Origin of the sequence: Rhodococcus sp. SORGH_AS_0303 (genome assembly GCF_030819335.1) — a bacterium.
In the GTDB taxonomy this organism is placed as follows: domain Bacteria; phylum Actinomycetota; class Actinomycetes; order Mycobacteriales; family Mycobacteriaceae; genus Rhodococcoides.
On sequence record NZ_JAUTBO010000001.1, the window covers coordinates 4,174,156 to 4,195,206 of the forward strand.

At 62.2% G+C, this 21,051-nt stretch carries 18 protein-coding genes; 6 read left to right on the plus strand and 12 right to left on the minus strand.

Annotated elements, in window-relative coordinates; genetic code table 11:
• The first annotated feature begins 1 nt into the window (after nucleotide 1).
• Nucleotides 2-736 carry a WecB/TagA/CpsF family glycosyltransferase gene (locus QE449_RS19750; protein ID WP_307109495.1) on the plus strand — a complete coding sequence of 245 codons (735 nt, stop codon included), beginning with the start codon at nucleotides 2-4 and terminating at the stop codon, nucleotides 734-736.
• 112 nt (nucleotides 737-848) lie between these two features.
• Here the strand turns inward: QE449_RS19750 and QE449_RS19755 are convergent, their stop codons facing one another.
• The 5 genes from QE449_RS19755 to QE449_RS19775 are packed head-to-tail and all read right to left on the minus strand — an operon-like array spanning nucleotide 849 to nucleotide 6,854.
• Complete coding sequence (locus QE449_RS19755) at nucleotides 849-2,105, minus strand: polysaccharide pyruvyl transferase family protein (RefSeq protein WP_307109496.1); 1,257 nt, start codon at nucleotides 2,103-2,105, stop codon at nucleotides 849-851.
• A gap of 47 nt (nucleotides 2,106-2,152) precedes the next feature.
• Nucleotides 2,153-3,337 carry a glycosyltransferase gene (locus QE449_RS19760; RefSeq protein ID WP_307109497.1) on the minus strand — a complete coding sequence of 395 codons (1,185 nt, stop codon included), beginning with the start codon at nucleotides 3,335-3,337 and terminating at the stop codon, nucleotides 2,153-2,155.
• A complete protein-coding gene (locus QE449_RS19765; RefSeq protein WP_307109498.1) occupies nucleotides 3,334-4,476 on the minus strand; it encodes a glycosyltransferase in 1,143 nt (380 codons plus the stop codon). Before QE449_RS19765 ends, QE449_RS19760 begins: the two co-directional genes overlap by 4 nt.
• 60 nt (nucleotides 4,477-4,536) lie before the next feature.
• Nucleotides 4,537-5,625 (minus strand): glycosyltransferase family 4 protein, encoded by a 1,089-nt coding sequence (locus QE449_RS19770; protein WP_307109499.1) that lies wholly within the window; start codon nucleotides 5,623-5,625, stop codon nucleotides 4,537-4,539.
• Nucleotides 5,622-6,854 (minus strand): hypothetical protein, encoded by a 1,233-nt coding sequence (locus QE449_RS19775; RefSeq protein ID WP_307109500.1) that lies wholly within the window; start codon nucleotides 6,852-6,854, stop codon nucleotides 5,622-5,624. The genes QE449_RS19770 and QE449_RS19775 overlap by 4 nt, the downstream gene beginning before the upstream one ends.
• Nucleotides 6,855-7,520: 666 nt before the next feature.
• Here QE449_RS19775 and QE449_RS19780 point away from each other — a divergent pair.
• Nucleotides 7,521-8,003, plus strand: coding sequence for an SGNH/GDSL hydrolase family protein (locus QE449_RS19780; RefSeq protein WP_307109501.1), 483 nt, complete (start codon nucleotides 7,521-7,523; stop codon nucleotides 8,001-8,003).
• A 2,229-nt stretch (nucleotides 8,004-10,232) separates the two neighbouring features.
• Here QE449_RS19780 and QE449_RS19785 read toward each other — a convergent pair.
• Nucleotides 10,233-10,394 carry a hypothetical protein gene (locus QE449_RS19785; RefSeq protein ID WP_307109502.1) on the minus strand — a complete coding sequence of 54 codons (162 nt, stop codon included), beginning with the start codon at nucleotides 10,392-10,394 and terminating at the stop codon, nucleotides 10,233-10,235.
• 479 nt (nucleotides 10,395-10,873) lie between these two features.
• Here QE449_RS19785 and QE449_RS19790 point away from each other — a divergent pair, with 479 nt between their 5' ends.
• On the plus strand, nucleotides 10,874-12,310 hold the full coding sequence (locus tag QE449_RS19790) for an HNH endonuclease signature motif containing protein (RefSeq protein ID WP_307109503.1): 1,437 nt from the start codon (nucleotides 10,874-10,876) through the stop codon (nucleotides 12,308-12,310).
• On the opposite strand, the gene QE449_RS19795 is transcribed toward QE449_RS19790, so the two are convergent.
• The 3 genes from QE449_RS19795 to QE449_RS19805 all read right to left on the minus strand — a co-directional run bounded on the left by QE449_RS19795 (nucleotide 12,262) and on the right by QE449_RS19805 (nucleotide 14,334).
• Nucleotides 12,262-13,116 carry a DUF72 domain-containing protein gene (locus QE449_RS19795; RefSeq protein ID WP_307109504.1) on the minus strand — a complete coding sequence of 285 codons (855 nt, stop codon included), beginning with the start codon at nucleotides 13,114-13,116 and terminating at the stop codon, nucleotides 12,262-12,264. The two genes, QE449_RS19790 and QE449_RS19795, sit on opposite strands and share 49 nt — an antisense overlap.
• 74 nt (nucleotides 13,117-13,190) lie before the next feature.
• On the minus strand, nucleotides 13,191-13,829 hold the full coding sequence (locus tag QE449_RS19800) for a DUF6226 family protein (protein WP_307109505.1): 639 nt from the start codon (nucleotides 13,827-13,829) through the stop codon (nucleotides 13,191-13,193).
• A 1-nt stretch (nucleotide 13,830) separates the two neighbouring features.
• Nucleotides 13,831-14,334 (minus strand): hypothetical protein, encoded by a 504-nt coding sequence (locus QE449_RS19805; RefSeq protein ID WP_307109506.1) that lies wholly within the window; start codon nucleotides 14,332-14,334, stop codon nucleotides 13,831-13,833.
• A 76-nt stretch (nucleotides 14,335-14,410) separates the two neighbouring features.
• Here QE449_RS19805 and QE449_RS19810 point away from each other — a divergent pair, with 76 nt between their 5' ends.
• A complete protein-coding gene (locus QE449_RS19810; RefSeq protein ID WP_307109507.1) occupies nucleotides 14,411-14,767 on the plus strand; it encodes a hypothetical protein in 357 nt (118 codons plus the stop codon).
• Nucleotides 14,768-14,818: 51 nt separating this feature from the next.
• Here the strand turns inward: QE449_RS19810 and QE449_RS19815 are convergent, their stop codons facing one another.
• From QE449_RS19815 to QE449_RS19825, 3 genes are read right to left on the minus strand one after another with little or no spacing between them, the layout of a single operon-like run.
• Nucleotides 14,819-15,520 carry a TetR/AcrR family transcriptional regulator gene (locus QE449_RS19815; protein WP_307109508.1) on the minus strand — a complete coding sequence of 234 codons (702 nt, stop codon included), beginning with the start codon at nucleotides 15,518-15,520 and terminating at the stop codon, nucleotides 14,819-14,821.
• 14 nt (nucleotides 15,521-15,534) lie between these two features.
• On the minus strand, nucleotides 15,535-17,187 hold the full coding sequence (locus tag QE449_RS19820) for an FAD-dependent oxidoreductase (protein ID WP_307109509.1): 1,653 nt from the start codon (nucleotides 17,185-17,187) through the stop codon (nucleotides 15,535-15,537).
• Between the two features lie 4 nt (nucleotides 17,188-17,191).
• On the minus strand, nucleotides 17,192-18,163 hold the full coding sequence (locus QE449_RS19825) for a diiron oxygenase (protein WP_027506362.1): 972 nt from the start codon (nucleotides 18,161-18,163) through the stop codon (nucleotides 17,192-17,194).
• 304 nt (nucleotides 18,164-18,467) lie between these two features.
• Between QE449_RS19825 and QE449_RS19830 the strand changes: the two genes are divergently transcribed.
• Nucleotides 18,468-20,213 (plus strand): EAL domain-containing protein, encoded by a 1,746-nt coding sequence (locus tag QE449_RS19830; protein WP_222638813.1) that lies wholly within the window; start codon nucleotides 18,468-18,470, stop codon nucleotides 20,211-20,213.
• Between the two features lie 17 nt (nucleotides 20,214-20,230).
• Nucleotides 20,231-21,043 (plus strand): SDR family oxidoreductase, encoded by an 813-nt coding sequence (locus QE449_RS19835; protein WP_307109510.1) that lies wholly within the window; start codon nucleotides 20,231-20,233, stop codon nucleotides 21,041-21,043.
• The last annotated feature ends 8 nt before the right edge of the window (nucleotides 21,044-21,051 follow it).

Genomic DNA, 21,051 nt, shown 5'->3' on the forward strand with positions numbered 1-21,051 from the left:
CGTGCCTTTCGAGGTGACCTCGCTCACAAAGGCGACATCGACGGTGATGGCTCTCGCGCGTGATCACACTGCGCAGCCCATTCGCCTCGCTAATGCATATTGTGTCGCGGCCGCCAACAGCGATGGCAACTACATGGAGATTCTTCGCGGTCCAGGTATGAACTTCCCGGACGGGTCTCCGGTGGTGTGGTTCATGCGGCGCTCGAAAGAAGCAGGCCAGCGACCCGGACGCGTCCGTGGACCCTCGCTGTTCGCCCAGTGCCTCGACGAAGGCCGTGAGCACGACGTCAAGCATTTCTTCGTAGGAACTACAACATCCACTCTCGAGCTGCTCCAGTCCGAGGCGGAACGCCGATACCCCGGCATCGAGATAACCGGCATGTATGCACCGAAGTTCGCGCCGGTCAGTAACGAGATGGTCCAGGAGATTGCTGACGAGGTGAACGCTCAGGAGTCCGACATCGTGTGGATTGCGATGGGAACACCCAAGCAGGACTTCGTAGCGGCAGCCCTCGCTCCCCTCGTCCACAAGCCCTGCATCGGAGTAGGCGCGGCATTCGACTTCATCGCCGGGACAAGCAAGGAAGCACCGATCTGGGTTCAAAAGAGCAACTTCGAGTGGCTCTACCGATTCGCTTCGGAGCCCAAGCGACTTTGGCGAAGGTACCTGTTCGGCAACCTTCGATTCCTTAAATCCGCAATTTGGACTACTCGGAATCACAGAGACGCACCGTAGCAGTCCACAACGCCTCCGGCAGAAACAGCTGGCCTCCGTTTTGCTAGCGGCCAGACATTCAGAATTCGTTCCGCACCAAGAGCACCGTCGACGGCCTTTCAGAAGTTCGACTTCAAAGCCTCAAAAAGTTCACCGAATCCGCCAACAACGACCTCCCACGTCGTAATATCGCGCCTCTTACTGAACTCGAACGAGCCCTTACTGCCATTTGAGACTCCGGCACGGAGTTGGTCACAGCCTCAATCGCGTTAGTCATCGAGTTGTGGGCCAGTTGCGAAAGCTCGGCGGCACGACCGGATTCAGCCGCGCTACTCCTTGCGAGCAACGCGCTTGCTACAGCGGCATCGGCATCGGCGATCGGCACACCAACAGGCATAACTTCGCCCCAAGTTTCCGCGTACCGTACTAATTTTTCCAACTCCAGACCCACACGTGGCACATCGAACGCCGATGAAATTATCAACCCATGAAGTGACGTGCCCACCCATAAACCGCACCCGGCAATAGACTCTGCTTTTTGTTGCGCAGAACCGACTTCGGGCATCGAGATCCTGCGGCCCGGCGACATCTTTTCGAAAAGACGCTTCACTTCCAAATATAATGCATCGCTGTCGTGCCCTCGCGCTGACCCAGCGCTGAAAAATTGCAAATCGAAGTTTTTCAACTCTTTTGAACCGCTAAGAACAGATGCAACAGTTTCGACCCCCAATTGCTCCAAAACTTTCGCCTTCATCTGAATCAGCGCCCTATTGCGACGAACGTCTGGACGGAATGACGGACTTGTCAGAAGCGTATGGATGAAGTCAGGGGCTAGAACATGCGAGATCTGATTCTTCGCGAGGAGATCACTCGACTGTCGGTCGCGCACCGAAACGTAGCTACATTCCCTTACTGCCTGCCACGCTTCGAAGCGCCTCGTACCGACTAAACCGCTCAGACCGCTCAACCCCACGGAGTTCAACGCCGCCGCAGCCTCGTGCGTCGAGGAGTCGCGCGACATGCGCGGCAGGTAAGGCGAGCAGAAAACACTTAACTCAGTGCTCGAACGGACTATCTTTATTTTGCGCAGACGGCCGGCTTTCAGAAACTCACGATACAACTCGTCGGTACAGGACATGGTGTAGGCGGAGGTCGCACTCGTACCGCCGACCTCTCCGCCAACCACGATCACGCCGCGAGCAGAAGATTCTCTCAAAGCGTCAGTGTATGGAACCAACGCGTAGGTGGATGCGTCGAAACATTCGTTATCGAAGGGAACTGTGGCCAGCGAATTATGGCCTACGAGGTACTGCTGCGCCCGTTCTAGAAATAGCAGATCACCAAAATTGTCTCGCTCGTACGCGCCGACAAGAAGTAGGCGATCGTTCATGGCTTGATCCTCAATATTCGAAGTGTTCGGCGCCGGCTGTGTTCTGCTCACTCCTTGCGAGCGGGTAACACACTGCGTTCGTAAACGGAGATCAGTGCTGTCGATACTGACTCCGCAGAGAACCTGGATCTCCAACTGTCCATTGCTGCCACGGAATACTTTTCGAGCTCAGGCTTGGGAGTCGCCGCGAGAGCGGATACCGCACCTGCCCATCGCCGGAAACCACCTGACCCGACGACAGCCGCATACTCCATGGTCGACACCACCTCCGGGAGGCCACCCCTGTCGCTCACGAGTGGAAGACTCCCAACTGACATCGCTTCAGCTGCCACACGACCGAATGGTTCGTCCCATTGGGAGGGTACCAGCGTGAAGCGGCTGTTTGCCATGACACCAAGCGCCGCTGCATTATCTACGAGGCCCAGATCAACAAGATTACTTGTTGATTTCGCTGCCGCTTCCACATCCGGCCGCAGTTCTCCAGTGCCAGCTATCGCAAATTTCAAATCGCTATTCTGCTTAGCGACTTCGAGGAAAAGAGATACCCCCTTCTCGTGTGTCAGCCTACCGACATAGCAAGCGTCGAATTGCCTCTCGCACATGGATGTATATGGTACTGAGGCATGGTTTACCACGGCGTTATGTACAATCTGCACAGGAACGCTCGGATGCAAATTGCTCTCAATACGACGGTGTGCAGCATCGCTAATGCATATGTAAAAAGATGGCGGATGACGCCGTTCCGCAAGGTTGTCCCAGAGGCTGTACGCAGTTGCACCGATCGACTGCGCCCTACTGTCGCGGTAGCAACTGTGAACGATACCTGGAAGACGACCGCACACCGACTGGCATTCCAAACATTCCACGCCGTTCCTTGTGTAGGTGCCCGCGATACAACCTTTGCGGTAATTCCGAATAGTTCGGACCCACGGAGTGTTCGAATGCCGCAACGCGTCGATTCCACTCGCACCAATCCGGGGGAAAAGATTCTGTGCATGTACCACATCGGGCTTGAAGTTATCGATAGCGTCGGCTATCGAGGACCGCATTACACGATTCGGAAACGTCTCGCGCACTTTTTGGGTTGTCGGCGCGCCGACTAGTTGTTCATTCGTCACTGTCATCAATTCTACGTTCACGCCATGTGTTATCAAGGCTGTGGCCTCCGCCGAAACCGAGTTCCGTTCTCCGCCGTGTTCAAGGTAATCATTGAACAGCATAAGAACCTTCATACGTTTTCTACCTCGAGTCCGTAAGCAAGACGAAGCACCGACCGCAGATTGTCCATAGTGTGGGTTTCCTCGACAACGCGGCTCGTCTCGGAACACGACTGCAGAGCTTCAGCGAAACGCTTCTCGAGAGTCGACACAGGCTGTGGTTGTACGACCACAGCGCACGACCCAGCAAGCGTTGATACTCCCCCATAGGGGAGGCACACGACCGGCGTCCCGAACGCCGCCGCCTCAGCTGCCGCCCACGGTGCCGAGTCATGGAGACTTGGGAGCGCTAGCGCGGTCGCCTTGGCCATGAGGGCCAGAGTCTCAGTGCGCGACAGTGCGCCCAAGAATTCGACCCGGCCATTTCCAGCAGCCATTGATCTGTATCGATCCAAATCTGTATCGGGGCCAGCAACCACCAATCTCCAGGGTGGTGGCAGCCGATCGAAGGCTGAGAGGAGCAGCGGCAACCCCTTCCAGTCCACTCCTCTCGCAGCCCACAAAATGGTTCTTTCGAGACGCGATTCAGGCTTGACGAGTGCACTGTAATCCATGACAAAATTCGAGACCGTCAGAACGTACTTGAAACCAGATGAGTCAAAAGATTGCTTCGCGTCCTCGTTTAAAGCGAGCGCACAATCCGTGCTGGCCGAGAGTCTTCTATGAACATACTTCCTGAACAGCTTGGTGAGTTTTTCTCGCTTCGCACCATTGGACTTGGCCGAACCAGCAACGATTTCGCTGACATCGACTGGGGCGTAGGTCGAACCTCCGGCGGGACCCCATACCCAGCGTTCGTTAGAGCGCTTGCGAAGAAAACAGAGAGGATTGACAAACCAATCGGACGCGTAGGTTGCATGATGTACCACGTTGAATCTCGTGACTCTACGCAGATGAGATGCCCGGAAGGCTGCCATCAGAATCCAGGCTACATAACGAAAGTATATCGGCAATTTTGGCGGCAGAACAGGCAACGCAATAACGGTAACATTGTGTCGGACGAACCGAGGGACGACTCTATCAACTTCCCGTCGAGTGATCACGACGACCTCGTCGACAAATTCAGCAATTGCATCGACGATTGTCGCACCCGCTCCTGGCTCACTTCCCTTAGACCAGTCGCAGGCGTACGCAAACACGAGCACTCGTGTCATGACTCACCCCCCATGATTCGCACAAATTGCGCTACAGTTGCGAAGATTCTCGTGCTGGAATTATTGATGTGCTGTTGCTTTCTCTATTGATCGTCGACACGCCTTCTCGAAATCATTGCCTACCGATTCTACTGAGAACAGGGCTAGGCCCCTCGATCGCATAGCAGCACCGTTCTCAGAACGGACCGAAGGATCACACAAAGCAGTGATTTTTGAAGCAATCGAATGAGCATCGCCAGCAACGGAAATGATTCCTGAAGCCCCCACAGCCCAATCCAGAGGAGCTACATTGCTGACGACTACCGCTCGACCACACAGCATCGCGTCCACCAGCTTGGCGGGAAGCTGACCGGTAGAGAATCCGACAGGCAGCGACGGAATCACTACAATGTCGGACTCCTGAACAATTTTCAATCCATCGTCGAGCGTACTGCTGCCGATCCAGGATTCCCAGGGCTGCGCGTCGGACGGTGCTTCGGCGGTCACTACCAACCGGACCTTGTTTCCCTGACACAGCGCCACCGCCTGCCTCAGCTCATTAATTCCTTTGTGTGCTCGGGCGGTACCAACAAAAGCAACTGTCGGAGTCGTGCTTGTGTGATCGGCGCCAACGCCTGGATCAACACGGGAATGGGCAACAATTTGGCCTCCGTACTGGTCTTTCAACACCGGGTTGCTGACCGTCACCGTGCCGCGACGTTGTATGGCATCTGCGGACCGAACTCGTAGCCAGAATCGAAAGTGGCGGGCCCTCCACGCGATTCCACGGAAATACGGGCGCATCGCCAACCGCGCCTCGAGGTCGGGATCATCTATGTCGATAACAAGCGGAAAGCGACGCACCTGAAACGCATCTAGCGCGACACCGAGCGACTGAGGCAATGGCTTCACAGCGACGACTACGTCGAAATTTCGCGACAACTCAGCGAGATGCACTCGACGTTGTTGCCTCTTCACGTAAGAATAGGAGATACAAGCCTCGGCGAAGTCAGTCCCTGCAAGTGGCTCCCAAACTTTGTCCCCATTGTAAGAGACCACAGAAGCCTGCCAACCCGCTGCAATAGTGTTGAGCCAAAGAGAGTACGTGCGTCCCGTAGAATTGTCGGACAATATAGGAGTGACAAAAAGAACCTTCATCGCGGCGCTCACGCTGTTTTTCCGTACTGCCATCTGTCCCGACGCATTGTCGAGCGGTCTGATAGTCCCAGAGCGAGGGCAAACGCCATCGTTATGTACCCGAACGGCGACTCCATGATCACGCCTCCTAAACCTACAGCAAGAATAGCTACTGATAGGCCTCGTCCTATAGCGACGTTTCTCGGGACATTGAGGCCGCCGCGGAAGATCGCAACAATGCTGAGTATCAAGGCTACGAGCACCAGAGAAACACCCACTGCGCCCAAAAATGCGTACCACGTTACGGCGTAGTTGTGAGCGGCACGCACTTGCTCGTTGCCCGACAGGTAACGAATCGCACCACTGTCCCGAATTGGTTGCGATCCAAAGCCAGAACCTAATAGGGCGAACCCCCCATCCGACCCACCCGTGTACCGATATATCAATTCCCAGGCGTCGAGACGTGCCTGCCACGTGTTTTGCCCTGTTTGGTAGGTCGCACTATCGCTTGGAAGTAATTTCGTCAGCCCGACCGCCCACGCCGGTGGCCTAGACGCGAACAGCACAAAGACGAGCAGTGCGACCGCAGCGATTGCGAACAGCGCCGCGAAGCGCACAGGTCCCTTTGAGCGGTCGTGGAACGGTTTACTACAAGCGGACGCGATCAATATGACCAGCAGCGCCCCTATTAGCCCCGCACGGCTACCGCTGGACAGAATCGCTGCCAGATTAGCTGCCACCAATAACGTTTTGCTGGCGCCCGTCCAACGTCGCTCGTAACTGATCACCGCAATAGAAAGGCCACAGATGAGAAGGTCGAAGTCACCGCGCGTCGTGAATGCCTCGATACCGCCGATGAGAGGAAGCGGAACTGTGGGCAACAGACCCAAGATTGCAGGCGCTACCCAGAGTGTGTGGAGAACGCAGGCGAGTCTGAGGTACGAGAACACCCGATCTCGACCCAGCAAATTAAGCGCAGCTGCAAATATTGGAGTCATGCTCAGGTACACAAACGGAACGGCGTCGCGGATTGTGGTGATTGAGAAGTTGCTAACCGTGGCAACTCCAGCCAATACTGCGGGCACGTACATGAGCGACGCGTATCGAACCATCCGACCAGCGGCGTCTTGAACACCTGCAGTGTGATATGTGCCATACGCGAAGAACGCAACGCCGGCAAAAACAGCCAGGTCAGCCCAGTAAACAGGTAGACCTGGGATTTTCAGATAACTGCCCCATCTGCCGAAAGCGACCGCGATCATCGCCCCTAACACGAGGAGCTTTGCCCCACGCAAGGCAAGACGGTGATCTCGCTCGCTGTCCGTGACTCCGCGTCGTGCGTCGGTTCTCACGGAGAGGCTTACACTGCCCATGCCTTATCTCCCTCGTACGACTGCAGCGATGCCTCCGACGGCCTGGCCAACAACCATGCACGGACATGAACCACTCCGACCACTCTGCTGCGCGGCTCAGGTTACGTGCTCGGAACCGCGTCGGCGACTCGAGGCTGGCAGTCAGCGCTGGGACAGCGACCACTGCAATGCATAAATTTGAAAACCCTCTGTCTCCGTGAGCTTCGCTGGAACTTCGAAGTGCACCCACACGTTGGCCTGCGGCATAATGCGCGGGTGAAGAGTCTACGAACTGGGTTCAGTCGAGAGGGTGGTCCACGACCGGCATCACATCGCCTGTGGCTCCTGGTGTTCGTAACCGTTTTCGCGTCCGCAACGGTGGCCGTCGCCGCTTGGGTCTCACCGAAACCGGCAGTCGAACCGGCGACTGCCGGATCTGGCGATGCCGCCGGCGCTCAGTACAACCACTTGAGGGTCGCTGTCCTGGGTGATGCTTACGCAATCGGCGAGGGATTGCCGCCGCGCAGGGGTGCCTGGCCAGCTATTCTCCGCAACCGACTGTGTTGGACGTTATCGGTGACCGCGACAACGGAATCCGGTTTCGTTGCTCAGAATCAAGGCTCGACCAGCAGGACGTACCTGGATGGATCTGGTTCCGCTGTTCTTACGTCGCCCGACTTAGTCATCGTGCAAGGCAGCAGCAACGACACCGACCCCGACGCGGTTGCTGCCGCATCTGCCGAACTCTTCAGCGAGCTGCGCGAGAAGCTTCCGGACGCGTCACTGATCGCGATCGCACCAGTGTCGCCTCCGTCTCGCGACGTTGCCGTGGCTATGAACGTAACCACGGCGCTGAGGACCTCGGCCGAACAATTTTCCGTCCCCTTAGTCGAGCCGATTCGCGATGGTTGGTTCACGGACCCCGTGGTCAACTTTCTTCCGGACGGGATCAATTTGTCACTCGATGGCCAGCAAACCTACGCCGCGCGACTGAAACTCGAACTGGACAAATTGGGCATCCCAAGGATGTACTCCTGCGAGCCAATCGAGGGTCAGTGAGTAGGCCTTCTATTGATTCGTGCTCAAGCGCCCACCCAGCACACGATATGCAAAATTTCGCGAATTCGTGGGTGCGGACTGCGTTTGATCTGAGCAGCTGCCGGCTTACGAATTGAGTCCGACGGGTAAGCGACCGCACCGCAAATTAATTGCCGCAACCGCCGGACTCGCGGATAGCGGCTTCGCGGCTGGTGCTAATTTCATTGCGGGCCTTTATGCGATTAATAGACTGAGCACCGACTCACTCGCCGTTTATAGCTTGATGTTCAGCGGCTGGGTCACCATGCAGTTACTACCTGCGCAGGTTGCCTACCTACCCTCTCGTCTCAGCTGCAATATGAAGCAAAACCGGGTCGTTCCGAGATTCTGGAGGGACTTGTATAAAGGCAGCCCAACCACTGTCGTTGCATGCGTCGGTGTCGCTTGCGCTGGACTACCTTTGTTCGACTCGGTCGATACTGACGAATATTTGTTCGGCGCACTAGCGGTGGTGGCCCTAACTGTTACATCTCCGTTCCAAGACCACGTCAGACGTGCGCTCCATATCTCAGAGTTGCACGTGACTGCATCGATAGTTTCCGTCACCACCCTGATTGTGTCAGCAGTGACCATTGGGGCAACAAGCTTGCAATACAGCGACGGATATTTGTTCTTACCTTTCGCGGCACTGGCTCTCGGCAACATAGCCGGCGTTATAGTCGGAGTCGCCCTTACCCGGCATCAAACCATCAATGCTTATTCTCCGGCGCGACTCAGGACCCGAATCGCGTACTTGGGACCCGACTTTCTTGCCCAGTCAGCCGGGTACCTGGTCTCCGTTCTCGCGTCGCAAATCCTAGGCGTTTCCGCGCTTGCCGCTTTGGAGACCGCTCGGGTCGCGGCTTCACCGGTCATCGTTGTGGTGACGGGCCTCGCTACTTCTCTGGTCCCCACCGCCGTACGCAGTTTCAGTAGAAACGACCCGATCTACAAAAGGCAACTCCTGAGTATATCCGCCGCAGCAGTCAGCCTCGGCGCCGTGTACAGCTTGATCGTCTATTTTTCCGGTTCACGACTAGAGTATCTATTCGGTCGTAGCTTCGACGTACATCTCGGATCTTCCCGATCGTTCGTCGCAACTGTTGACTCCGCTGCAATGGGCGCTTCAACTGTCTTATTCACTGCAGGTCAAACGACACGGTGGACCTTGGTTGCCTTAATTGGTTCTTTGGTGACACTCGCCATGGTCGTACCATGCGCATTACTTTTCGGTGCGTATGGAGTCGTCCTGGCCCAAGGATTGGGAGCAGGTGTGAAATCCATAACAGGTATCACCTTTGCCCTTCGCGCCCGCGCGCCACGTGCAGGCACGGCGGTCTGAAACCAAGACCCATTGCCCTGTGCGCAGGCGGTGCTCTCTCGAACCCCTACCAGCAAGTGCTGGACGTGGCTATTCCATCGTTTGAACGATACTCGGAGATTTGTTTTTCCTCGTGACCAGATCAAATGCTCAGAATTGGTTGCACACGAACCGACGCGGGTTGTCATGATCCCGATCATCGGCAATCCCTCCGACGAATCGATGCCCGTGCCAAGCCCATTGCTGGCCAGCTCGGTTCGGTGAGAAGGCGGCCGTCTCGCTGCCGGCTCTGCTTCACCTGCGCGTCGCCCACGGCCTGCTCAGAGCAGGCCTCCAGAAATTTGCCGCGAACGCGCCGACCAAGGACGTCGACTTTTGGGCGGGCCGCAGTTCACCGCTGGCCCGAACCGGGTAGCCCATTCCGTCCGGCGGCCTCAAAATTGATAGGCTTGTTTTCTGGTAGCAGTCCTCTAATCCGAACAGCGGCTCGCGGGCGGATCGGCTCAAACGCGCGGGCGCGGGCGCGGCGCAAGCCTCGGCCACCACGATGGCGTGTAGGAAAGTGCCGACCACGACTTCGCTGGATCGAGTGCACCGACGGACCTCCGCGAATGCTGCCCGTGGTGACCTTGCGTCCGAAGCTTAGCGGTACAGATCGATCAGCGTTGTGGAGTAGCGATGACGCTGAGGTGGCGCGTCGCCAATCGCTCCGCAGCCTCGGTCGGTCACAGGTCCGCGACCACACCAGACCTCTGGTAACCAAACATCTCAGGAAAACCTCGACGCCCGCTCGCCTAGACACCTCTCGGCTAACTGCCCTGCCCTGCACGTACGTCCACGCGGGCCCAGTCCGCGTCGTCGCGGTTGATCTTTTTCGGCCGCTTCTCAAGTCAGGCCGGCATGAGCGAAGTGCGGTCGAGCAAGGACCGCTCCCGGAGAACACGAGCCTCATACTCGATGTCCGCATTGTGAATGGCACCGCCCATGACGACGACGATGACCAGGGCTGCGACAACCCAGACGGCGCCGATGCCGTAGACGATCCACCACATCGCACGAGTGTGACACCGAAATCCGGAAATGTGACCATAAATGGCAATGAAACCGTTGAGAACGTTTCTCGGCGGGGTTCGAAGCGCCACCACGGGCGTCTTCGGTACGCGATCCGCACCACAGAGCCTGTCCTTCGATCGGAGGACGGGGTCTACTACGCTTCCATGCACTCGGCCTGTTCAGGCGTGTTTCAAGTTCTTCGACGCCGTGGACGAGTCGGATCAGATGACGGGATGACTTGCAGCAGAAACAGCGGATCGCCATACTTTCCGCATGGTCAGACGACGTTCGCGCATTGTTGCGCCCGATACACCGACGCTTGGACAAGTCAGTTCCGTCGGTGTCAGCTTCGTCGCTTTTTTCGTGTTGCTGTTTCTCTGCGTCAGCCACGGCCTTCTCTGAATTCGGCCCACTTGCGCGCATGTAGGCACTCGAACACACGTTCGATTTATGTCGGTTGGTCGCGGTACTGTGAGGCATGTTTTCGGGGGGAAACGCAGGGGATGGTCGTCGTGACGACGGCTCCATCGGCGACCCCGTTCTCGCTCAGCTCTTCGCCGAGCAGGAAGAGCTGACGCGTCGCATCGCGGCGTACGGCACTCGACATCTCGACACGGCCGACCGTCTCGCTCTGCTCGTGCGAGACGAGAAGGTGACGCGGGCGCGGCAGGCGCAGGCGCACGTGTGGCTGGCCGAGCTCGTCCAGCAGCGCGGCTTCGAGGAGACCGGAGCGCACAACGCCGATGCGCTGGCTCAACTCCTCACCATCGATCGCGCAGCCGCCGTCGCGCGACTGTCCGTGGCCGCTCAGCTCGGCAACAGGACCACCCTGCTCGGCGACGTCATGGAACCGGAGCTGCCCGCCACCGCCGCGGCGCTGCGCGAGGGTGCCATCGACCCGGCCCACGTGAAGGTGATCAGGAAGTTCGACAAGAATCTCCCAACTGCTGTGGATGCCGATACCCGCGCCCACGCGGAGCGACACCTGGCCGACGCGGCGCGCGAGGTGCGTCCCGCAGAACTCACCGCGCTCGCCGAACGCATCGCCGCGCACATCGTCGAGGAAGGCGAGTTCGAGCTCCCGCCGGAGCGCGTCCGCAAGCGCGGCATCTTCATGGGCAAGCAGGACAGCGACGGGATGCGCAGCGGCAGGTTCGTTCTCGATCCCGAGACCGCGGCGTACTTCGACGCCTACAACAGCAAGTACGCGTCGCCCGGGGTGGGCAATCCCGAGGACACACGCGCGCCCGTCATCGGAGAACCGGACGACGAGACCCGCCAGCGCGACACCCGGACCACACCGCAACGACGGCACGACGCCCTCAAGCTACTGCTGCGCGACACACTGTCCTCCGACGATCTCGGCAAGCATCGCGGTGTCCCGGTCAAGGTCATCATCGTCGCTCGTCTCGAGGATCTGGTCCGGGGCACCGGGCTGGCCACCACTGCAACGGGTTCCACCATGCCGATCCGCGACGTCATCCGCATGGGGTCGCACGCCGATCACTACCTCGCTGTCTTCGGCGACGACGACGGCAGGCCACTGCACTTCGGCCGCACCCGCCGCATCGCCAGTGAGGACCAGCGCCTCGTCCTCATGGCCACCGACCGCGGGTGCACAGCACCCGGATGCGACCGCCCCGCCGTCGCCACCCAGGCGCACCACATCCACGAATGGCAGGACGGCGGGCCCACAGACATCGAGTCGCTCACCTTCGTGTGCGACATGCACCATCCGATGGTCCATGACGGAGCACTCGGATGGTCCACCACCACAGCGCCGCCAGGCCATCCCTACGCCGGGCGCACTCTGTGGCACCCGCCTGCCCTCATCGACCCGTCGAGGACGGGCCGGGTGAACCACTATCACCACCCACAGGACTTTCTGTGGGAGGACGACGAGCCAGCGGCATGAGTCATCTCGCTGAGTCGCAACGCATCCCACGGCGCGGCGCCCTTCGCGTCGTTGTCGAAGTAGACGTACACGTCTCGCTTCGCAGCGCGCCACTCACCGATGCGCTCGGCCCACCGGCCGAGCGCCTCGTCGGAGTACCCACTCGTGTACAGCTCGGTGTCGCCGTGCAGCCGGACGTAGACCACGTCGCTGGTCACCTCGGTGAGCATCGGGAACTTCCCCGCCGAGTCGGCCACCACGCACCCGATGCCCTGTGCCCGCATCAGCTCGTACGCCTCCGCTGAGTCGAAGCTCGGGTGCCGCACCTCGAGGCAGTGTCGCAGCGGCCGGTCCTCGTCGACGTCCAGGAACACGCGGTCGTCGGCGAGCTTGTCGTCGTGCTTCTCCCCCAGCCGAGCGGCCTCCGTCGTCGACCGCGGCAGCAGCGCGAAGAAGTCGGCCATCCTCGTGGCGTCGAAACGGAACGTGGCCGGCAGCTGCCACAGGATCGGCCCGAGCCGTGGCCCCAGCGCGAGAACACCCGACGCGAAGAAGTTGCCCAGCGCCGCGTCCACCCCCACCAGCTTCTTCATGTGCGTGACGAAGCGCGGCCCCTTCACCGCGAAGACGAAGCCCTCGGGTGTCTCCGCACGCCAGCGCTGGTAACTCGACGGCCGCTGCAGGGAGTAGAACGAGCCGTTGATCTCGATGGAGGTCAGTGCACGGGAGGCGTACTCGAGCTCGCGGCGCTGCGCCAGCCCCGCGGGATAGAAGTCGCCCCGCCAGCCCGCGTAGCGCCACCCGGAGATGCCGATGCGCAGTTCCATCGGCTACCTCCGTCCTGTCGGCCTCCGTCAGCAGATACCCGCACACCGAGCTGCGACACATGGGCCTGGTGCGATCACGGTCGCGGTGGCCAGGCGGCCCAGCCGTCAGGCAGTGCACGGAGAATGGGATCCGCAGCGTCGAGACGCGCTGCGGGGATACCGTCGGAACCGGTCCGCCCCGAGCTCGCGCCGTCGGGAAAGGTGAATGCGTACCCGACCATCGGACGGAGCCCGCGCTTCACACTCTCCCGATAGTTGCCGTTCACGACCGCGAACACCTGACGCTCGAGGCCGTCGGCTTCGTCCTGCCAGGTCGAGTCGCACGCGTCGCACCCGCAGCTCGGGAAGTAGAAATCGTGCAGCAGACCAGCGTGCACTGCGATCCCCGGGTACGGGGTGAACACCAGCGTCAGAGGTGCGCACGTCGACGCGTTCGGCCGAACGCGGACTCCCCGAACCACGTCACGATTCGGACGAATCAAGTCCGCCACCGCCTCCGGACCCTCGTCGATCTGGACGTCGTAGGTGTCGCGTAGGTGCTCGATGAGGGCATCCGCGATCACATGAAGTGGCGCATAGCGTTCCGGGTGTTCGGTCACGGAATAGGCACTCCCCGCCGGAGAGTCGGCCCACAGGTTTCCGTACTCGATCTTCCGGCCGTCGGAGTCGCGGAACACCTGCTCGTCGATCGTCGGTCGTACATACGAACTCACGTCAGTCATCCTCTCTCGCTGCGAGCAGTCCGATCGGCGCTACTGCCCGGTCGGTGCGGGGATCGCGCCATACCGCGTCCCCGTCGACGACCGTCGGCCACAACAGACGCTTCTCTTCGACGGGCCACTCGACCCACGGCGGGTACCCCGCGAGTTCGGTCTGCACGATGTCCGCGATGACGACGGTCGCCTCCGCGAGAGACAGGTTCATGTGCAGATCAACCGTGTACCGCGCGATACCGAGCGTCCTCTCGTCGACGTTGCTCGCCTTCAGGCGTGGGCGAGGGCGGCTGGAGTTCACGCCGAGTCCGACGACACCCGTCTCGTGGAGCGAGAGGATCCACCGAAGTCTGTCGAGGTCCAGGTGCGCACCGAACCGGCGCCAGTGGAGGTCCGACCCCACCGCGACACACGCGTCGACCATCTGGGTGGGCGCACCCATTCCGGAGTCGGGGAGCAACGGAAACGTCCATTCGTCGACGTATTCGAGATCCGGGCCCCACATGGGTCCAGTGTGGCAAGCATTCAAATGCTCGAAAAACTGTTTTTCACGATCCCGCCGACACCGTACGGTTCGGTGCATGGACGAGGTCGTGACCCGACGGAAGAACCAGCCACCGCCCCCACATGTGGTCTTCGACGATCTCGCGCATCCGGGTCGAGAGACCAGACGACCGTGGTTGCACCTGCTCGACGACGAGACGCTTCCGCGCGTCATCGAGTCCGAGTCGCCGTCGCTGATCGTGTGGTCGTCGCTCTGGCCGGCGAGACCCGATGCCCGTATTCGATTCGACCTGGCCGACGATGGCGCTGGGACGAACCTCCGGTGGACATTGCTCCTCGACCCACCGCGCCCGGACGACGACGCCGTTCGTGGCTTGCGCAAGCGCATCGACAGGCTGATCAATGGCAACCTCCGCCATACTTACGGCCAGTGACCGACCCTCGCGGTGAATGGGAGCGTGCGAGAGCCACCGTGACGCCAGGGATCAGGGACTGTCCAGCACCCGCTCGAGTGGCACGTTCGGGATCGTGATCCCCCGCGACGCGCCGAGGCCGGTGATCTGCAGCCAGATGGTGTCGGCGAGGAAGGCGGCGAACGTGTCGAGATCGACCGGATCCTCCTGTGCGCGCCACGTTCTCACGGCGCCGACACAGCCGGAGATGAGGCTCGACACCCACGGTCCGACCAGGCGCAGGTCGTCGTCGCCCAGGTCGGCGTCGACGAGGGCGAGGAATCCGCCGACGGCCACCTCGATCTTCTCGGCGACGCGGGCGATGGTGCTCTGCAGCGGTGATTCGGACGATCCGGTGACGTTCTGCTCGATGACGTACGTCCAGGTGGGGTGGGCCACGACCCAGCGCACGTACGAGTCGACCACCCGTTGCACCACCGAGCGTGGCAGACCCTCGAGTGTCACCGACGCCGTCAGGGTGTGTTCCAGCTGCTCACAGATGGTGCGCTGGATGGCGACGTCGAGGTCAGCCCTGTCGGCGAAGTAACGGTAGATGCCGGTGCGATGGATGCGCGCCTCGTCGGCGATCTGCTGCGCCGTGACCCACTCCCCCGGATCCACGCCCCGCTCGAGCACGTCGAGGGCAGCGGCGATCACCTGACGGCGGCGGTCGGCGTTGTGCTGATCCCACCGTCGCCTCCGGCCGTCACCGGAGGTGGTGCGCTCGGTGCTCATCGCACCGAAGCATCTCACGTACGCAGCAGTCTCCGCGGTGCCCTGACGTTCACGCGTGCCGCGACGGCCTCCTGGTCGAGCCGATCGACGATCTTCACGCGCGGCCGACCGATCCGTCGACCGAGAGCGAGCTCCTCAGCATCCAGCCTGCGCCATGCTGCCAGATCACCCGCTTGCGGGATCGTCGCTGCAATCAGGTCGTCAGGTGTGTGGTGCGGCTCGGTGATGTCGGAGTCCAGGTGGTCGAGCACTGCCTCCACAGTCTCCTGCGCGCAGGTCTTGTTCGTGCCGATGAAGCCGCGCGGACCGCGCTTGATCCACCCGACGACGAACACACCCGGCGCCACCCGCCCGCGATCGTTCGGCACCGTGCCCGTGCGCTCGTCGAACGGGAGCCCGGGCAGACCGACACCGCGGAAGCCGACCGACCGCACCACCAGGCCGGCGTCGAGGACGTACTCGTCGGACGTCGGGACGGCGACGACGGCACTGTCAGCACCCTCGACCAGGTCGTTCCGGGCGACGCGGACGCCGGTCACCCGGCCGTCCCGGCCCAGGATCTCCACCGGCGACACCGCGAACGTGAGCACGATGCGACGGCGCGTGGCGTCCGTCGATCGCGGCCGAGCAGCCAGCTCCGCGAGCAGGCGACTCCGCTGATCGTCACCCTGCAGCTGCGCAGGATCCGCCTCGACGATGACGTCGACATCGGTGAGCGCGGCGAGCCCCATCAGTTCGGGCACGGTGAAGGCCGCGTCGGCCGGTCCGCGTCGGCCGAGAATCTGCACCTCTCGGATCTGAGAACCCCGCAGCTGGTCGAGAGCGTGCGGCGCGATGTCCGTTCTCTCCGATAGCCATTCGGTGTCGCGAGTGAGCATGCGCGCGACGTCGAGGGCGACGTTGCCGTTGCCGACGACGACGGCGCGCTCGTGATCGAGCGTGACGGCGGCGTCCCGATGGTCGGGATGGCCGTTGTACCAGCCGACGACGTCGGTGGCCGCCACGGAGCCCGTCAGGTTCTCACCGGGAATGACGAGCAAGCGGTCGGACGACGCGCCGACGGCGAACACCACCGCGTGATAGACCGACTGCAGTTGCGCCACAGTGACAGTCGTTCCCACCTCGGCGCCCAGCACGTAGCGGAAGCCGGGCTCGTTCTCGATCGCCTCGAAGAGGTCGGTGACCTTCTTGGTGGTCGCGTGGTCGGGTGCGACGCCGTGCCGCACCAGGCCGTGCGGAGTGTGGAGCTTGTCGTAGACGTCGACCGACGCCACCTCGGGATGCTTGAGCAGCTCGTCCGCGGCGTACAACCCGGCAGGCCCCGCACCGATCACCGCGACGCGGAACGGGCCACCGCGGCGCAGACGTCGTTGCGGCGCAACGAGAGCCAGCGGAGTGCGGTCCGCGTGCGGAGACCGCTCGAAGTACTCCGCGTTGAGGGCCGCGTACGGAGCGGTCTCGATGGTCAGCTTCGTATCGGGGACGATCGCGCCCACCGGGCACGCCGTCACACAGGCACTGCATCCCACGCATGTCGCCGGGTCGATGAACAGCATGTCGGTGGTCCCGAACCCGGGCTCACCCGGCGCGGGGTGGATGCAGTTGACCGGGCACGCGAGGACGCAGGACGCGTCGGCGCAGCACGTCCCGGTGACGACGTGGGGCATCGAATCAGGCCGCGGCGGAGGCGGGCTCGCTGCGGAACCGCGACGGGCGTCCGTCGATACGCAGACTCGTCCACAGACGCTTCGAGACGCGGTTCATCAGGCCCATGTCCTCGGACAGCTTGCGGACGTCACCGAACATGTCGCGCAACGTCTTCGCGGAGGCCTCGTTGTCCCACCACACCTCACGCACCACTTCGGGCGGGATTCCGAGCTCGCGCTGCACCTGCTTGCTGGGCTTCATGATGACGTCGCACAGCACGCGCATGATGATCGGCGTCGCGATGGACATCGCGAACCGCTGACGTCGGGACAGCTTGGGCGCGCGGTGCTCCAGGTACTGGTGCGCGAAGCCGATGTGCCGCGCCTCCTCGGCGACGTGGATCTGCATGATGCGCGTCATCAACGGGTGCTGCGATGCACCGGCGCGCAGGATCGACTTCTGCGCGTGGTCGATGGGCTCCTCGCCGGCCAGCACTCCGACGAAGAAGCCGAACGGCAGCGGGCCCGCGAAAAGGGGAAGAAGAGGGCCGGCCTTGCGGAACCACCTCGGGCCACCGGGCACGGCGACCCCGATGCGGTTCACCAACTCCTGGAACATCTGGGTGTGGTGGCACTCCTCCGTCGCCTCGTGCGTGGAGTAGCGGAACTCCGGCGAGCCGTTCGGGAGCCGCAGCGCGTAGTTCATGATGCCGGCGATGAGCACCTGCTCGAACTGCAGACCCACCTTGAGAATGTTGGCCTGCCGGTACATCCCGACCGCGATCTGCCGATCGAGAGGGAGCGACCGGTACCACTCGGTGTTGCCCAGCGGATCGGCTGCCGGGAGCACCCAGCGGGGATCGTCGGCCACGATCGCGTAGTGCGGATCGTCCCAGGGGATGTCGAGGAAGGCATCGAAGTGCTGGTGAACGGACGCCTCGGACAGGGTGCGCAGCGTCTGCTCGTACTCGGAGCGCGTGTCGGATGTGATCGTCATGGCGTGAACCTCCGTGAGTGCCGGGCCGACTTGGTGCGACAGGCTGTTGCAGTAAAAGTTACTGCAACTCGGTGTACCACGCAAGCAGTGAGCCGTCGCGAATTGGTACAACGAACGTTGTCATCATGGCCGAAATCAGGCCATTCTCGGTTGTTGCATTCACTCGGTATCTATTCTTCGATCATCGGGTACCGTTTGCCCGTCCTTGCGAACCGCAGCTCCGAATACCGGGAACTCGACCTGTCCTTCTCCTCACTGCCGCATCGTTCGTCGGGGGTCGACGCGGCTCGACGAACGAGAGTGTGTGTTGCCCGTACGTCCGATCCCGACCGCCGACCACGCCGCGGCACGCCTCGAGTACCCGAGCGTGCCTGCGATGCGTCTCGTCGTGTTGACGCTGGTCATCATCGTGGGCCTGGCCGGGATCACCTGGGGTCTGTCACCGCAGTTCGACAGGACGTCCTTCGTCATCGTCGCCGTGGCGGCGCTGACCACTCTTCCGTCCGCGTTGCTCATCTACCTCTACGGGCGGAACCTCCGCTACTCGATCCCTTTCGTCGTCTACGCCGACATCGGCATCACCGTCGTTCTGTTCGCCTCCCGCTCGCCGTTCGACGCCCTTCCCGGCGTTGTCCTACTGATGCTGGTGTCGTTGTTCGCGGGTGTGTACGTCTCCGGGCGGATCCTGGCGGCCCAACTGGCCTTCGCCGCAGCGATCCTCGTCGTGCTGTCTGTGCTCTCGGTACACGACGGAGTCCCCGGCTGGCTCGTTCTGTCTCGAGCGCTCACCCTGCTCACCGCGGTCATCGTGCCGATCCTGCTCAAGATGCACGTCGACTTCCTCACCGACAAGCTCGAGAACAGCCGACGCGACAGCGTCAGCGGCCTGCTCAACCGTCGCGGCCTCGACGGCGCCGTCGCCCGGTTCGATGTCCCCCGCGGAGTCGAGCAGACCCTGGGCACGGCCGTCGTCCATCTCCGCGACTTCGTGCAGATCGAGCGACGCCTCGGCCGCGCCACGAGCCACGACCTGGTCGCCGAGACATCGAGTCTCCTCACGGATGCGTTTCCCGACGCCATCGTGGCCCGGACCCAACCGGGCGAATTCGCTTGTGTCTGGCTCGGTTCCGCGGACGACGTGGCCGAGCGGCTCGCCGCGGCGCGCGCCCTGGTGGAGTCGACCCGCCTGCGCAGCGCCACCGTCAGCATGACCTGCACCAGTTCCACCGTGCCGGTCGACTACCGCACCACGGTGACCGTCGCGCTCGGCAAGACCCTCACCGCCGCCGCGTTCCTGCAGTACGGCGACGCCGTGGCTCCGCGCAGCAACCACCACGTCGCCGAGCTGATCGCCGACGGCGGGCCCGCCATCGTCTTCCAACCCGTGTTGTCGGTGTCGACGGGTCGGGTCATGGGCTACGAAGCGTTGTCCCGCTTCCCTTCCGGGCACGGCACCACCCAGAGCTGGTTCCTCGACGCGGCCGCCGACGGCCTGCAGATCCCGCTGGAGCTCGCTGCTGTCCGACGCGCCGTCGCGGCGTCCCGAGACCTCCCGACCGACGTCTTCCTCGCCGTCAACGTCTCGGCGACCACCATCGTCGCCACCGACCTGGTGCCGATTCTCGACGAGGCCGCCGAGTGCCGACGCGTCGTCGTCGAGATCACCGAGCACGACCTGGTCAGCGACTACACCGCACTCGGCGCCGCGCTCGATCATCTGCGCGACGAGGGCCTGTCCATCTCCGTCGACGACGTCGGGGCCGGCTACTCCGGTCTCCGTCAGCTCGTCGAGATCAAGCCCGACGTCCTCAAGCTCGACGCCTCGATCGTCCGCGGCATCGACACCGACCCCATGCGCCGCGCCGCCGCCAGCGCCCTCACCACCTTCGCGGCCGCCATCGGTGCGGAATGCGTGTACGAGGGCATCGAGACGCCGCAGGAGCTGGAGTCGGCGCGCAGCCTCGGTGCCGACATGGTGCAAGGGTTCCTGCTGGGGCGTCCCACCTCCACTCCGATCCTGAGCCGTCAGGACGGCATGAACGCCCTCTGAGCGGGTATGGCCAGGCCATGACGACACCAGGTTCCGACTTCGTTCCCCGCACCGCCGTCGTGACCGGCGGCGACTCCGGCATCGGCCGCGCGGTGGCCGTCGCGTTGGCCGGCGGCGGCCTCGACGTCGGGGTGACCTACAACCGCGACCGCGAGGGCGCCGAGGCCACCGTCGCGGAGATCCGCGCGCTCGGGTGCAGCGGGTTCAGTGCCCACATGGACCTGACCGACCTCCCGGGCGCCCCGTTCGCCGTCGACTCGCTGGCCAGTGAGCTCGGCGGGATCGACGTGCTGGTGAACTGCTCCGGCACAGGCACCGCCACCTCGTTCCTCGACCTGGACTTCGACTCGTGGCGCACGGTGCTGTCGGTCGACGTCGACGGGGCGTTCCTGTGTGGCCAGCACGCCGCACGGCTGATGGTGGAGCAGGGCCACGGCGGGCGCATCGTCAATGTCACCAGCGTGCACGAACACCTGCCCAAGGTCGGTGCGGCACCGTACTGCGCCGCGAAGGCCGGTCTCGGCGGACTGACGCAGGTGATGGCGATCGAGCTCGCGCAATACGGCATCACCGTGAACTCGGTTGCACCGGGCGAGATCTCGACACCGATGACCGGTCAGACCGACGAGAACCCCGAGAACAACCCCCGGCCGGGTGTCCCGCTCGGACGTACCGGCGACGCACGGGAGATCGCCTCCGTCGTCGCGTTCCTCGCCGGCCCGACGTCGTCGTACATGACGGGCGCCTCCCTCGTCGTGGACGGCGGCATGGCCCTGATGGGGCCGCAGGCCGTCCAGTTCGTGAAGGACGACGCCTGGCGGAGCGTGTGACGTCCGAT